General features: G+C 62.7%; 17 protein-coding genes and 1 tRNA gene. 11 read left to right on the top strand and 7 right to left on the bottom strand.

What is annotated here, in order from left to right; all coding sequences use genetic code 11:
* Nucleotides 1-825 carry a TrmH family RNA methyltransferase gene (locus V6766_RS17170; RefSeq protein WP_448468601.1) on the top strand — a complete coding sequence of 275 codons (825 nt, stop codon included), beginning with the start codon at nt 1-3 and terminating at the stop codon, nt 823-825.
* A gap of 11 nt (nt 826-836) precedes the next feature.
* On the opposite strand, the gene V6766_RS17165 is transcribed toward V6766_RS17170, so the two are convergent.
* Nucleotides 837-1,103 carry a hypothetical protein gene (locus tag V6766_RS17165; RefSeq protein WP_448468522.1) on the bottom strand — a complete coding sequence of 89 codons (267 nt, stop codon included), beginning with the start codon at nt 1,101-1,103 and terminating at the stop codon, nt 837-839.
* 13 nt (nt 1,104-1,116) lie between these two features.
* A complete protein-coding gene (locus tag V6766_RS17160) occupies nt 1,117-1,719 on the bottom strand; it encodes a DUF1134 domain-containing protein (RefSeq protein ID WP_448468520.1) in 603 nt (200 codons plus the stop codon).
* A gap of 234 nt (nt 1,720-1,953) precedes the next feature.
* Here V6766_RS17160 and chpT point away from each other — a divergent pair, with 234 nt between their 5' ends.
* A complete protein-coding gene (chpT, locus tag V6766_RS17155) occupies nt 1,954-2,595 on the top strand; it encodes a histidine phosphotransferase ChpT (RefSeq protein WP_448468518.1) in 642 nt (213 codons plus the stop codon).
* A gap of 362 nt (nt 2,596-2,957) precedes the next feature.
* On the top strand, nt 2,958-4,349 hold the full coding sequence (locus V6766_RS17150) for a hypothetical protein (RefSeq protein WP_448468516.1): 1,392 nt from the start codon (nt 2,958-2,960) through the stop codon (nt 4,347-4,349).
* 99 nt (nt 4,350-4,448) lie between these two features.
* Here the strand turns inward: V6766_RS17150 and ctrA are convergent, their stop codons facing one another.
* Nucleotides 4,449-5,147 (bottom strand): response regulator transcription factor CtrA, encoded by a 699-nt coding sequence (ctrA, locus tag V6766_RS17145; RefSeq protein WP_018065059.1) that lies wholly within the window; start codon nt 5,145-5,147, stop codon nt 4,449-4,451.
* Between the two features lie 420 nt (nt 5,148-5,567).
* Between ctrA and V6766_RS17140 the strand changes: the two genes are divergently transcribed.
* Nucleotides 5,568-5,918: a flagellar export protein FliJ gene (locus tag V6766_RS17140; RefSeq protein ID WP_026173521.1), complete on the top strand. Its 351-nt coding sequence runs from the start codon at nt 5,568-5,570 to the stop codon at nt 5,916-5,918.
* Nucleotides 5,919-6,278: 360 nt separating this feature from the next.
* On the opposite strand, the gene sciP is transcribed toward V6766_RS17140, so the two are convergent.
* Together sciP and V6766_RS17130 are read right to left on the bottom strand one after the other, a co-directional pair.
* Complete coding sequence (gene sciP, locus V6766_RS17135) at nt 6,279-6,554, bottom strand: CtrA inhibitor SciP (protein ID WP_018065061.1); 276 nt, start codon at nt 6,552-6,554, stop codon at nt 6,279-6,281.
* Nucleotides 6,555-6,888: 334 nt separating this feature from the next.
* Nucleotides 6,889-6,963 (bottom strand) — tRNA-Gly (locus tag V6766_RS17130).
* A 352-nt stretch (nt 6,964-7,315) separates the two neighbouring features.
* Between V6766_RS17130 and V6766_RS17125 the strand changes: the two genes are divergently transcribed.
* The 7 genes from V6766_RS17125 (at nt 7,316) to V6766_RS17095 (ending at nt 12,582) form a co-directional block, all read left to right on the top strand.
* A complete protein-coding gene (locus V6766_RS17125; protein ID WP_448431908.1) occupies nt 7,316-7,813 on the top strand; it encodes a prolyl-tRNA synthetase associated domain-containing protein in 498 nt (165 codons plus the stop codon).
* Between the two features lie 54 nt (nt 7,814-7,867).
* Nucleotides 7,868-8,842 carry a thioredoxin gene (trxA, locus tag V6766_RS17120; protein ID WP_448468514.1) on the top strand — a complete coding sequence of 325 codons (975 nt, stop codon included), beginning with the start codon at nt 7,868-7,870 and terminating at the stop codon, nt 8,840-8,842.
* Between the two features lie 14 nt (nt 8,843-8,856).
* Nucleotides 8,857-9,522 carry an LON peptidase substrate-binding domain-containing protein gene (locus V6766_RS17115; protein WP_448468512.1) on the top strand — a complete coding sequence of 222 codons (666 nt, stop codon included), beginning with the start codon at nt 8,857-8,859 and terminating at the stop codon, nt 9,520-9,522.
* A 9-nt stretch (nt 9,523-9,531) separates the two neighbouring features.
* On the top strand, nt 9,532-9,720 hold the full coding sequence (locus V6766_RS17110) for a Trm112 family protein (RefSeq protein WP_018065065.1): 189 nt from the start codon (nt 9,532-9,534) through the stop codon (nt 9,718-9,720).
* Between the two features lie 255 nt (nt 9,721-9,975).
* Nucleotides 9,976-10,560: a hypothetical protein gene (locus V6766_RS17105; RefSeq protein ID WP_448468510.1), complete on the top strand. Its 585-nt coding sequence runs from the start codon at nt 9,976-9,978 to the stop codon at nt 10,558-10,560.
* Complete coding sequence (locus V6766_RS17100; RefSeq protein WP_448468508.1) at nt 10,545-11,528, top strand: hypothetical protein; 984 nt, start codon at nt 10,545-10,547, stop codon at nt 11,526-11,528. Before V6766_RS17105 ends, V6766_RS17100 begins: the two co-directional genes overlap by 16 nt.
* Nucleotides 11,521-12,582: a hypothetical protein gene (locus V6766_RS17095; RefSeq protein WP_448468506.1), complete on the top strand. Its 1,062-nt coding sequence runs from the start codon at nt 11,521-11,523 to the stop codon at nt 12,580-12,582. The genes V6766_RS17100 and V6766_RS17095 overlap by 8 nt, the downstream gene beginning before the upstream one ends.
* A gap of 12 nt (nt 12,583-12,594) precedes the next feature.
* Here the strand turns inward: V6766_RS17095 and V6766_RS17090 are convergent, their stop codons facing one another.
* Nucleotides 12,595-12,822 (bottom strand): hypothetical protein, encoded by a 228-nt coding sequence (locus tag V6766_RS17090; protein WP_018065069.1) that lies wholly within the window; start codon nt 12,820-12,822, stop codon nt 12,595-12,597.
* Between the two features lie 151 nt (nt 12,823-12,973).
* Nucleotides 12,974-14,011, bottom strand: coding sequence for a DUF2793 domain-containing protein (locus tag V6766_RS17085; RefSeq protein WP_448468504.1), 1,038 nt, complete (start codon nt 14,009-14,011; stop codon nt 12,974-12,976).
* Nucleotides 14,012-14,082: the final 71 nt, after the last annotated feature.

The following is a 14,082-nucleotide window of genomic DNA, read 5'->3' as shown; positions in this document are numbered from 1 at the left end:
ATGGCCGCTCCGGCAATCACAATCACCGATCCCGACGATCCGCGGGTCGCGCCGTTCCGCGCGATCCGGGAGAAGGATCTGGTCGGACGGCAGGGCCTGTTCATCGCCGAAGGCACGGTGGTGCTGAGGGTGCTGGCCGAGGCGGATGCCGAACGGTTCGAGGCCGACCGCATCCTCGTGCTGGAAAACCGGCTGGCGGGCATCGCGGACATTCTGGAAAGCTATCCGGAGGATGTGCCGGTATTCACCTGCAACGCCGCGGTGATGAACGCGATTGCCGGGTTCGACATGCATCGCGGGGTTCTGGCGCTGGGCCGCATTGCCGGCCGGCCAACGACGGAGGAGCTGATTGCAGCGTTGCCTGAAGATGCGCTCGTGGTCGTCTGCATCGGTCTTTCCAACCACGACAATGCCGGCGCGATCTTCCGCAATGCGACGGCGCTTGGCGCCGATGCGGTGTTTCTCGACGCGACCTCTTGTGATCCGCTTTATCGCAAGGCGTTGCGCGTGTCCGTCGGCTCCGTGCTGAAAATGCCGTGGATCCGAAACGGCAAGGGACCGGAAATCCTTTCCGCGCTGGCGCGGGCCGGCTTCGATGTCGTCGCCCTCTCGCCCGCTGGCGGCGAACCCCTTCACCGCCTCTCTCCGGGACGGCGGGTGGCGCTTGTGCTGGGGACGGAGGGGGAAGGGCTGCCGGCCGATATCATGGAAGCGTTCCGCACCGTGCGAATCCCGCAGGCCCCCGGGCTAGACAGCCTCAATGTCGGCAATGCAGCGGCGATCGCGCTCTATCAACTTGCGCTTGCCAAGGGGCGGATCGGTTAGATTGCGGCCGTTTAGCTGTTGTGGCCGAGCAGCGCGCGGGCGCGCTCGGCAAGGCTGATCCGGTGGGCGCTGTGGCCTTGATCGCGCGAAAGCGCGGCCTCCAGCGCATCGCGCGCGCCCTCGCCGCCCTCGCGATAGCGGTAGGCGATCATCATCGCGGCAAGCTCGGCAAGAGCCGCGCGCAGGGCCTCGTCCTCGCGATCCGAGCCGGCGGCTTCATCCATCTGGCTGCAGATCGCGGCATAGCGCGCTTCGATGTCGGCTTTCAGATCGCCCAATCCCGCGCTCCGCTCAAAAGGGGTTCCAGGTCGGCCGCTCGGTCAGCTTCAGATAGCCGACATTGACGCCGAGACGCGCGCCAATGCCCGAGCGCACCGGAACCAGGATGACATCGCGGTACTTGTAGACCTGCATCGAAAAGCCGGCCACGATATAGGCCGAGCCCGAAACGCCGCCGTAGCGGTGGTAAAGCTCGGGCACCGACGGCAGGTTGTAGACCAGCATCATCACCCGCGATCCGTCGCCGCCATAATCGATACCGAGCGACGGGCCCTGCCAGAACACCTTGTGGGAGCCGACATTCTTGGTGTTGAGCGTGCCTTCGCCATAGGTCAGGCCGGCGATGAAGGCGCCGGAGCCTTCCGCGCCGAGAATATAGCCGTTGGGCAGGCCGTATTTGGAAAACGCGTTTTGCAGCGTCTGCGCAAGGCCAGAACTCGCCTCACCAAAGAAATTATTGCCGGCGTCGACAATCTCATCGGGCGAGAATGTACCGGATTGCTGCGCTTGCTGCTGGGTCTGCTGTTGCGCGCCGGCCGGCACGATGGCGAAAGCCACCATCCAGAGGGCGAAGACAAATGCCTTGATGAACCTTACGGCGTTTGTGGCAAACATGGCGGTTCCATTCCTGTTGCTTTTTGGTCTGGTCCGCAAGCGCCGCCGGTTTTGTTGGCGGCAATCCGGCGGACGGCGGACTTTTGCCGGACATTGTGGGCCATACCCCTTAACAATGGATTTACCAAATGGGAGGATTTTGCCGGAAGCCGATTATCGCTTGCCATGACGCGGCGATACCAGCAAAAGACAGGGGCGGCCGCTGGCCGCCTGATCCGAAGGATGGTGGACGCGATGAAGAACCCGAACCTGACCCTGAGCGGCGCAGATCTTGCGGCCCTGCTTGCAAGCCGCATCTGCCACGATGTCGTCAATCCGATCGGGGCCGCCGGTAACGGGCTGGAACTGCTGGACGAGGGCGGCATGGACGAGGACGCGCTGCAGCTCATCCGCCAGAGCACGCTTTCCGCCACCATCCACCTGAAGTTCGCCCGCATCGCCTTCGGCGCTTCCGGTACGCTGGATACGCCGCTTGATACCGGCGAGGCGGAGACGGCGGCGCGCGACCTGATCGGGCTTGGCAAACGGGTGACGCTCAACTGGAACGGCCCGCGCATCAACGCGCCGAAGAACCGGGTCAAGCTGCTTTTGAACCTGTCCCTTGTTGCCCTCTCCACCATTCCGCGTGGCGGCACCATCGATGTCGGCCTCGATGCCGCAGGCGACATCTTCGCCTTCATCATCCGCACCCGCGGCAATTACGTACAGATGCCTGCCGATTTCGCCCGCATCTATGGCGGGGTCATGGACGACGCGATCACCTCGCATAATGTCCAGCCCTATTACACAGCGCTGCTGGCCGAGGAGTCCGGCATGGCCATCGAATTCGTCGTCAATGAGGGTGAGGTCGTGTTCGAGGCCAAGCCCGCGACCTGAGCGCCGACGCCCGTTTTCTTTTGCGTCGCAGCAGACGCTATCCCATTTTTGCCAAGCTTTACGGCTAATAGTCCGGCATTGAAATCGCTTGCAGCACGTCTCCCGGGAAACAATTTCCCGCCCGAGCCGTTTCTGCAAAGCCTGAACTTGCAATTTTCCCGTCAGTTTCTGAGGGAGCCCAGCCGTGAGATATCCGCAATTTCGCCCGGCCCTGCCGGCGGCTTTGAGTGTATTTGCGACCAAACGCGACCAGTGCCCGGTCGCCATCCCGCCGTCGAACGAAAGAGTTGTTCGCAGTTGCACAAGGCGTAATGCCCGCACCGACGGCATGCCCTCCGGCCTCCAGCCGCGTGATGCTGACCGTGTCTGATCGAAACGCGCGAAACGGGAACGCCGCCAGGCTGGGCATGGGCGCGCTTGCGGGCGTCGGGCTGGCGCTTGCCGGGTGCGCCTCCCAGCAGCTGCAGCAAACCACCCAGCAGATCGACCTTCTGGAGCAGGAACTCAGTGCGCAGCCGCCCGAGCCTCCGGATGATGGCGCCGTGCTGGGACCTTCTGAACTTCTGGCGAGCGCGGAAGGCGCCGGCAAGGATTTCATGCGCGCCCGCATCAGCCGCGCGCGGGCCATGCTCGAGCTCGACAAGGTCAAATCCGCGCGCCTGCCGCGCATCAGCGCCGAGGCGCGCCAGATCGCGACCTATACCGGCGATGACCTGGGCGATGTCACGGGTACCTCGAATATCGTGCTCGGCGTGAACTGGGATATTTCAAAGGCCTTGCTCCGCCTCGACCAGCCATCGGTCGAGGTCGCAGGCCGGCTGATCCCGGTGCAATACCAGATCGCCCAGCGCACCGCGACGTCCAACCTTCTCAACACTTACAATGAGTATACGACCCTCGATTTCAGGCATAAAAACGCCGTGCTGAAGGAAAAGGGGCTTGCCTGCCGGGCCGTCGATGTCGAGGCGGAGGTCGCGAACGAAGAGGCCACGCAACGAGAGTTGAAAGCGCTCAAGGCGCAGGTCGCCGCCGCCCGCCACGAAGCCGACGCGGTGTCGCGATTGCTCGCCTCGAAGCGGGACGAATTGCTGGGGCTTGCGGGCCTTGCCGAGGGCGGCTATCGCGTGGCTCCGGAGCGTTCCGTGCTGTCTTCGCTTTCCGGCTTCGAGGCCGTGAAGAGCGACGATGCGGAGGCCTGTTTCGCAAGCTCCGGCAAGAAGCGCCTGGAGGATCTGCTCGTTGAAGCCTCGGCCGCGCAGCTCGACCTTGCCCGGCAATCGCGTTTCACCAAGCTGAAAACCTCGATCCCCAGTTTCATGACCCAGACCGGCGGCCTCAATCTCCAGTTCCTGGTTTCCTACGTCCTGCCGCTGATCGATGAGGGCGATGCGTTGCGCATGACGCAGAACGCCCGGCTGACGCTCATGGAGACGATCCTGAGCGCGCGCGACAACCGCCGCGACTTCATGAACGACTTCAACGCCCTGAAACTCGGCATCGCCGCCGCCGAAAGCGACCTCGCCGCGGCAAACGCTTTGCTGGTGCGCGCGGAAAACCAGTTGCAGAATACCGATGAAGCGGCGCGGTGCGGCGAGAGCGTCGATGTCGAGAAGGCGAAAACCGCCGTGGCGGCCGCGAAATTCAAGATCGACATGCTCAACAGCCGCCTCCGGCTTCTCTGCGCGCCATTGAGCGAGAAGACCAGCGACGAGGCGGGCGCGGCACAGCTTGCCGGGACGCGAAGCGGAGAGTGAGATTTCGCGAACCTGCACCGCCCGGTCGGGCCGGGAAGGGCGCCGGCACAAACGAAAAGCGGCGCCGGAGCGCCGCGTTCTTCAGCCTTGTGAACCGCGTCAGGCGCGTTTCATTTCCTGCTGGTCCTGCTCGCGCAGCACATAGCCGCGGCCCCAGACGGTTTCGATGAAATTGGTGCCGCCGGCGGCGTTGGCGAGCTTCTTCCTGAGCTTGCAGATGAAGACGTCGATGATCTTCAGTTCCGGCTCGTCCATGCCGCCATAAAGGTGGTTGAGGAACATTTCCTTGGTGAGCGTCGTGCCCTTGCGCAGCGAGAGCAACTCCAGCATCTGGTATTCCTTGCCGGTCAGATGAACCCGCTGGCCGCCGACCTCGACGGTCTTGGCGTCGACATTGACGGCGAGATCGCCGGTGGAGATGATCGACTGCGCATGGCCCTTGGACCGGCGCACGATGGCGTGGATGCGGGCGACCAACTCTTCCTTGTGGAAGGGCTTCGTCAGATAGTCGTCGGCGCCGGAGCCGAAGCCGCGCACCTTGTCGTCCGTGCCGGACATGCCCGAGAGAATGAGGATTGGCGTTGCGATCTTCGAAACCCGAAGCGCCTTGAGCACTTCATAACCGGACATATCCGGCAGGTTGAGATCGAGAAGGATGATGTCGTAATCGTAGATCTTGCCGAGGTCGACGCCTTCCTCGCCCAGATCCGTGGTGTACACGTTGAAGTTTTCGCTCTTCAGCATCAGCTCGATGCTTTGTGCTGTGGCGCCGTCGTCTTCGATTAAAAGAACCCGCATGTCTTTCCCCTTGAACCGCCGCTGTGAAAGGTCTGTTGTCGCCCCCGACGCGATACGGACTCAGTGATGACCTGATTTGGAAGCTGCCATCTAATGGTTAACAAATTCTGATTCTTTTTGGCAAGACAGCCAGAAGATATTAATGAACATTAGAATGGCATTGATTTAATTGAACTTTTTTCATCTCAAAAGCCGATAAAAAAGATTAACCAAAACCGCTAAGTGACTCATCTGACTCGCTAGTTTTTGTTTGAATCCGCTGACGCGGTTTACCGACCCTTAAGCCCTGCCGGCTATGATCGGACATGACTGTAAACGAAAGGTTACCGCGATTTCGATTTCGTTAATCATTTTTGGCGCGAATCAGAAACCGAGGGGGGACCGATCCGCTATGCGTTCGTCAGCCGGGGAGTTTTGCGTATGAAGGCACGAAACAGTCTGTTGCGTCTGAAGGCGTTTCAGGTGAAGGAAAAGAAGCGGCAGTTGCAGCAGTTGCAACTCATGATGGATGAGTTCGCCCGCATGTCCGGCGAACTGATGCAGCAGATCGCCGCCGAGGAAAAGAAATCCGGGATCACCGACCCCGGTCATTTCGCATATTCGACATTCGCCAAATCGGCGCGCCAGCGGGCCGACAATCTGGCGGTCTCGGTGGCAGATCTGCGCGAGCAGCGCGACAAGGCCGAAGCCGAACTGGCGGAGATGGAACTGGATTATGAACGCGCCGCAGCCCTCGAGGAGCGCGACGCAGCCGGCCGCAAGCGCGCCTGACGGCTGCGCCGAGGGGTAGTGCTAAAACCGAAGGCCGCATCGCGATGATGCGGCCTTCGGTTTTTGGGGGCACGGACGGGCGTGATTGATATCCTGGCGTTTCGGAAGGTTTCGGCTTGAAATCGCGAGGAACCCGAAAAGCGGGCGCTACCGTCGTCTTCTTTGGAGAATCAGCTTAGCGAAAGACCGATCTCCGCTCTTTCGATCGAGACCTGGCCGATTTCCGAAAAAGCCGGCATTGATGCGGCGGTGCTCTGCCCTGCCGCGTCAAAATGCCTGCGTGATGAGACGGGCCGCAACGAAACATGTGGGTCGTTCGGCGTCAGCCGGGACCCGCGGGGCGGCGCGCTGTCGCGCCGGTCAGTTGCGGTATTGCTGAATCCGCGTGGTGCGCAGGCCCGCAAGGCCGTGATCGTCGATCGAGGCCTGCCAGGAGAGGAACTCCTCCACCGTCAGGCAGTATCGCTCGCACGCCTCTTCCAGGCTCAGCAGGCCGCCGCGCACGGCCGCCACGACTTCCGCCTTGCGCCGGATCACCCAGCGCCGCGTATTGGAAGGGGGCAGGTCGGCAACGGTCAGCGGGCTGCCGTCGGGACCTATGACATATTTTGCGCGAACGCGGGCTAGCTCGGTCATCGTACTCTCTACAAAACTCACAACCTACGCTCACAACCTAGCGCCACACTTTTAAAATTTGCCTAAGGCAAGTGTAACGCTCTGGTAACCAGCTTTTCCGGCTTCCATGGGGGCGATGTAGGTAGGGAGAATTTGCATGGGCGAAGGCGCGCGGATGCACCTATCGCGAGAGGCGGCGACGATATCCGGACGGAGCCAGGCGCGGTAGCGGTCGACGAGCCAGACCAGCCTCCAGCCGGTGCGCTCATACCGAAGATGGCGCGACAAAGCGGCTTTTCAACAGCCGCAAAGAACCGTGCCGGATTTCTTAAGATATTGATTTCCTTAAGAAAACTGGAGCGGGCGAAGGGATTCGAACCCTCGACCCCAACCTTGGCAAGGTTGTGCTCTACCCCTGAGCTACACCCGCTCATAAAACCCGGCCGGGGGTAGGTCTGAGGCCGGATATGTCGTCTCGGCGACGACGAAGGCGTATATGGCCCAAGCGGATTTCAAATGCAACAGAGAAATTACGGGAATGGCGCATTTTTTTGGATGAAGCGGAAAGGTTCTGTTTTTCAGTGTTTTAGGTGAATTGCCGCTTGCCTGCCGTCGTTGGCGGCGGGTGGTGACCCGAATTGCGCCCGGCCGTGGCAGCGAAGCGGGTGGGCATGCCGGATTGCCTGACCCGCAGCCATTGCCGAGTCAACCGGCGCGACAGAGTTGCATTGACCGACGATTGGTGTTGAAACAGGCGTCAATTCGAAACCGGAACGGCCCTGATGACCAAGACCTCCGACGACGTGTTCGCCTTTCTCGACGAACTCGGCATCTCCTATCAGAATCACGAGCATCGGCCGGTGTTCACCGTCGCCGAAGGTGATGATTTGCGCGAAAAGATTCCCGGCGGGCACACCAAGAACCTGTTCGTGAAGGATAAGAAGAGCCGCTATTTCCTGCTGACGGTGGAGGAATATGCCACCGTCGACCTGAAGACGGTGCACACGCTGATCGGGGCATCGGGGCGGGTCTCTTTCGGCAAGCCGGAGGCCTTGATGGATTATCTCGGGGTCGAGCCCGGCTCGGTGACGGCGCTGGGCGCCATCAATGACGATGAGCGGCAGGTCACTTTCATTCTCGATGAAAGCCTTATGGAGAACGAGATCATCAATTGCCACCCCTTGCGCAACACCGCCACGACCTCGATCGGGCGCGATGATCTGTTAAGCTTCATCAGGGCCACCGGGCATGAGCCGGTTGTCTTGAAAGTGACGGCGTGACACACGATCTTAAATCCAACAGAGACGGGGCCTACAGGCCATACGGAGAGAGTGATGAGCGGATTTGACAACCCCTATGGCGGTTCCTTCGGCGGCCAGATGAATGTTTCGGCCGATGGCGCCGTCAATGGCGCCACGCCGCCCGGCGGGCTGATCAAGGATACGACCACAGCCGAATTCGGCAAGGACGTGATCGAGGAATCGAAAGCCCAGCCGGTGCTGGTGGATTTCTGGGCGCCCTGGTGCGGCCCGTGCAAGCAGCTTGGACCCGTGCTGGAAAAGGCGGTGAACGCGGCCGGCGGCAAGGTCAAGCTGGTGAAGATGAATATCGACGAGCATCCGTCGATCGCCGGTCAGCTCGGCATTCAGTCGATCCCCGCCGTCATCGCCTTTTCCGCCGGCCAGCCGGTGGATGGCTTCATGGGCGCGGTGCCGGAAAGCCAGGTCAACGAGTTCATCGCCAAGCTTGCCCAGAACAGCCCGTCGGAAAAGGACCGCAAGGCCGAGATTGCCGAGGCGCTGGACCAGGCCGAGCAGATGCTCGCGGAAGGCAAGCTGCAGGAGGCCGGCCAGCTTTTCGCCGCCGTGATGCAGGCCGACCCGGAAAACCCCAAGGCGCTTGCCGGCATCGGGCGCTGCATGGTGGCCGCCGGCCAGCTCGACCGCGCCCGCCAGGTGCTGGAGCAGGTGCCGGAGGAGTTGCGCGAGGATGACGCCATCAAGGCGCTGGTCACCAAGATCGAGCAGATCGAGGAGGCGCGCAAGTTCGGCGACCCGGCAGCCCTTGAACATGCTCTGGCGCAGAACCCGGACGATCATGAAGCGCGCATGAAGCTCGCCAAGGTGCTGAATGCCGATGGCAAGCGCGATGAGGCTGCAGAACAGCTTCTGATCATCATGCGCCGGGACCGCGAATTCGACGATGACGGCGCGCGCCGCCAGCTGATTTCGTTTTTCGAGGCCTGGGGGCCGAAGGATCCGGCGACGATCGCCGCTCGCCGCAGGCTTTCGACCATTCTTTTCTCGTAAGGGACCAGACCGCCATGCAGGTTGGCAATGCCCGTTATCTGACCGCGAAGGATCTGCCGGAGAGCGCTCCGGTGTTTCCGCTGACGGGTGGGCTGTTGCTGCCGCACGGGCAATTGCCGCTCAACATTTTCGAGCCGCGCTATCTCGCCATGGTCGATCATGCGATCGCGGGAAATAGGCTCATCGTCATGGCCCAGCCCGCCCGCCACGACGAGACGCTTTCGGTTACCGACGATACGCCGGTTTCCAACATCGGATGTCTCGGCCGGATCACTTCGTTTGCCGAGACCGGCGACGGGCGCTACCTGGTGGCGCTCGCCGGCATCTGCCGGGTGCGGCTGATCGATGAGGTGAAGACGACGCACCCGTTCCGCAGCTTCACCATTGCGCCGTTCCTCGGTGATCTCAAGACCGAGGGTCAGGATGAAGGCGTGGACCGGGCAGGTCTTATCCGGGCGTTTCGTGCCTATCTCGATTCCGAAGGGCTCGATACCGAGTGGGATCACATCGAGCAGGCCAGCAATCTCACCCTCGTCAATTCACTGTCGATGATGGCGCCCTTCGGCCCGGCGGAAAAACAGGCCTTGCTGGAAGCGCCCGATCTCAAGGCGCGGGCGGCGCTGTTCATCGCGATCATCGAATTCGCGCTTGCCGGCGACCCCGGCGACCGGCTGCAATAGGGACGGGCGATGATTGCCAGGGAAGCCGGGATCGATCCCAAAATGCTCGAACTTCTGGTCTGTCCGCTGACCAAGGGTCGGCTTTCCTATGATGACGAGCGCCAGGAGCTTGTTTCGGAGAAGGCGAAGCTTGCCTATCCCATCCGCGATGGGGTGCCGATCATGCTGGCCTCGGAGGCCCGTCCGCTTGAGGATTGACGCCGGCTTTTTGTCCGCACTTGCTGGCGGCAAATCACTGTTCTAGTCTCCGCTTTATTAGCTGAATTTGCACGGCAAACCGGAAATGGTTTCATTCCGTAAAGGTTTGCGGATTAACGTGCATCAAAGACGCGGGCCGGCGCAGGCCTTGCGCGGGAACAGACAAGAAGCATGGCCGGGGTCCCGGACGATGCTTCGGAAGCATCGGGTTGCCCCCGTGGCGCGGCCGGGCGGGCGGTTCAGGACGGAGAACGGATGTCGCGTGTCATCATGCAATCGCCTGCCGGAGACGAATTTTATCCGGTCCGGGTGGAGCGAGCCTATTTCAAGCGCGGCGATGCCATCGTTGAGGGCGATCCGCTCTACGATCTGGCGACCGCCAATGGGCGGCAGTTGCGGATCCGCGCAACCCATGGCGGCCGCGCGGTTTCGCCGCCCTTCGAGGCCGGCGATTTCCTGAACGCGCCCGAAAGCCTTCTCGAGATCGAAACCGGCCTGCATCAGCGCGCGCGGCCAGACCCGCAGCCGGTCAAGGCGCCCGCGGTTCCTGCGTGGGATGACGATGTTGACGACGAGGTCTGGGATGCCTCGGCAGCGCCTCAAAGGCCGAAGCGGGACCCGCGCAAAGTTCTGCTATGGCTCGGCGGGAGTGTCATCGCCATTCTGCTTGTCTGCGTGGCAGGTTGGTTCGCGCTGTCCTATATGCCGCTTACGACAGACAGCGCGGAGACCGGCGGCTATTACGGCGCACGCGCCGGGCTTCAGCCGCTCGGGGGCAAGCGCCGGCTTTTCGTATCCGATGAACAGCAGGAAAGGTTCGAGCTATGGCTCGGTTCTTGACGTCGCTTCTCCTGGGATGGCTCGCGCTGTCTCTGTCGGCCGCTGTGGGCGCTGACGGCAACAGGCTGGTAGAGGCGCGGGGGCAGGCCTATAGCGCCAGCTTCACCCCGCCCGGTTTGCCGGCGGACGAGGCGTCATCAAGCGCGCTTCTGTGGGACGCGGACCTGCAGATGGCGCTGGAGGATGACGCGCCGGTGCTGACCGCGCGCTTTCGCTATGAAATTGAAGACTGGCGCTATCTGCTGCCGACATTCGGGCCCGGTGAGGTGCAGGTCTGGTCGCCATCAGGTGAGGCCGGGGCGCGATTGCCCGAGGAGGCGCCGCGCATCCGGCCTTCGGATGTCGAGATGATGTTCCGGTTTTATGCGCCCGCGCAGAACTCCTATGTCGGCCTATCGCAGAAGATCGCGAGCCCTGGCGCGCCCGGCGAATGGGTCGAGAGCGCGCCGTCGCGGCCCGGCTGGGGCCGAACTTTCATCTGGCTGAGCGGCATCAACAAGGATGCGTGGCTGTCGCCGGAAACGGCGCGCTCTGTCTGGGACGGCGAGCTCCGCCCCGAAGGGGTGGAGATCGTGCAAGCGGCATGGGCGGCGGACGAATTGACAGCGTTTCTGGCGGAAAACAACATGCGCAACCGCGCCGTGGCCGCCGCAGAAGCCGTCAACCGGCTGCTTGACGGGGTCAAGCGCAGTTTCGGCTATGAGGTGGCGGCAATGCGCGAGGACCCGCAACGCTATCTGGAATCGGCCTTTCGTCGCGGCGTGCCGATCGCGCTTCTGCGCAAGCTCGAGCGGCTGCAAAACCTGCCGAACGGACTGAAGCAGGGCGATGCCGCCGCCTATGAACAGGCCCGCCGGGAGGCCGGCGCGATCATGGCCGCCATGGAAAGAGCAACCGATTCCGGCGGAAGGCGTGGCGCGGAACTGGGCGGAAACGGACAGCCGGCCGGGGAGGTCGCGGATGAGTAGGCGGACATTGCGGCAACGCGGATTTCTGTTCCTGAACGCGCTTCTGGCAGCCTGTCTCCTTTCGTCTGCGGCAGCCGCCGCCACCCATGTCGAAGCGGTGGATGGCAGCGAGGGGCGGGACCGCAGCCTGGCGGCCGTCGTCAGCGGCCTCGATCAGGTGGTCTGTTCGGGCACGGTCATTGGTCCGCGCCATGTCCTGACGGCGGCGGCCTGCGTGATCGATCCCGAAACCGGCGCGCCGTTCGAGGATCGGCAGGTCATGCCGCGCATCGATCTCGATGACGGGTATATTCCGGCCGGGCGGCGCTTCGTTCAGCGCGTCTATCTGCCGGCCGCCGATGCGCCGTTTGGTCCGGGCGCTTCGTTGAAAGACCAGCTTGCCATCATCGAAGTGAGGGAGGCGGACGGGCAGCCGGCCTTTTCCGAGGTCACCGCGGAGGCGGGCTTTCACTATGGTCACGCCGGCAATGACGAGGGACTGGGCGTGCAGTTCTATGACGCCGCGACCGGCGGGCAGATGACGAGCGCCGGCTGCGCGGCGCTTGCCATCAGGGCCGGCGACCTCATGCCGCTCTCCTGCGCCTTGCCGGAGGGGGCTCAAGGCGCAGCCATCCGTTCGGCCTCGGGCATTGTCGGGATCTATCTCGGCCCCGGGCGCGGCCGCTATATCGGCAAGGCGGAGCAGGAGGCGATAGACCGTGTCACAACCGCGCTTCAACCCGGCTATTTCCGCGCGGCGGAGGCCGGCTACGCGCCGTTCATATCCTTCGTGCTCAACAATGGTTGCGATCAGCCGGTCAGCTATATCGCGCGTTATCGCCCTGTCGACGCTAGCAAAGACCAGCCATTCTCTACGGTTTCCGGAGAGATTGACGGGGGGCGAAGCGCGATCCTGCCGCTCAAGACCGAAAATGGCGTGATCTATCTGCGCGGAACGGCTGATGGTGGCAGGCTGGTCTGGGGCGGTGATCACCGGTTTGGCGGAGAGGGATATTTCAAGGTGGCGATAGCCGCCTGGGGCGACCATTTCCACACGCTGAGTTGCGGCGAATAGAGGCCTCACGCCTCAGGCGTCGTCCTTGCCGCTGAAATAGTGCCGATCAGGCGAGAAGAAGAAGACATAGGCCATGTAGGCGGCGGCGGCGCCGAACGGGATCGCCCAGAAGGGCGAGCCGATGAACAGCTCGGCGACAGCCCAGCCGGCGGAGAGCGCCACGGCCAGGATGCGCACCCAGAGCGGTTTCAGCGAAGGGTGTTTGAGATCGAAACTCTTGCGCCAGTCCATACCCGCCATGATCGCCCTTTCTCCTGCGGATGACTTCCCCGCATAAGGGGGCTCCGCTCTTTGTATCTGTCTCGCGCATGTCGCGGCGATTTCGTCCGCGACATGCGGGTCCACAATGGATAGCCCTGATCGCGGCAAGCATTCAAGCCGTTCGGCGCAATCAGGTCAGAACCGCGATTACCTCGGTGGCGCCATATCCCAGATTGTAGGTCGCCGCTCCGGTGAAAGAAAGCTGCGCGTCGTCGCCGGCCGCGAAATAGCCAATGGCGGTGGACGAGAGGGTGACCTCGTCTCCCCCCGTCGCGCCGCCGCGCACGATCACCACGTTTTCCGAGCCGTTCTTTTGCAGAGTGACCGTGAACGGGCCGCTCGCGGTTGCCGAGATATTGAGGGTAACCGCGTAAAAGCCGCTGACCGGAAAAGACAGCGTTTCGCCGCCGCCGGCAACCGCCGTGCCGAGAGAGAACCCGCTCTCGCCAGTGTAAAGCGTGTCGAAGCCGAGCGCGGACGGCGTGTCGATCAGCGTGACGCCGGAGGCAAGCGCGGCGCGCGCGAGCGGGCGTTCCGGCGTGACGACGGCGCCGGAGGGAGCAATGCGCAGGGCCTCGAACCAGCTTGCGCCGTCCGGGCTGACCTTGATGGCAAAGCCGTCGGTGCCGGCAAGGCCCATTTCGGCGCGGCCGGACCAGCCGGTCTGGAACAGCAGCGAGGCGGTGTCGCCGGGCGTCGCCTTGTTGATCTTGAGCTGGTGACCCGCCCCGGCATTGTTCAGCAGCGTTGCCGGAGAGGACACTGAAAGACGGTTGGTGGCATCCGCCGTGGCATTGATGCCGACGGACGCGAAAGATGCCTCATCGGGAACCGGCGGCGTAACCCAGGCCGCGCCGTCGAAGATGCGCCATGTCGCATCGCTGCCGAACCAGGCGGTCCAGCCGGCCGCGGGCGCTGCGAACTGCCAGAGACCATCCTGATAGATCGCGATCTCCCCGGCATGGCCGGAAAAGAGGCCGGTCGGACTATCGCCGACCAGATGGCAGACGCCGTCCTCGGGCGTTTCCGGCGGGGCATTGTCTTCTCCGGTCAGCAGGAGATGAACGATGGCGTCGAGACGCTGCAGCGCCTCGTTATGGGTAACGTGTTTTTGCGCCTGGGCGGGCATGATAAAGGGAAGGCCCAGCTTCGATGTTGCATCCGACATGAAAATCTCCTTCGCGGGCTGCGTCGCCACAAGCCTAGTCCCGCGCAGGAGGCCGGGAAAAATGGTTGGCG

The sequence above is a fragment of the Martelella sp. AMO21009 genome, from assembly GCF_053484295.1.
The sequence above is the reverse complement of the archived record's forward strand: the minus strand, read 5'-3'. Positions and strand labels throughout refer to the sequence as shown.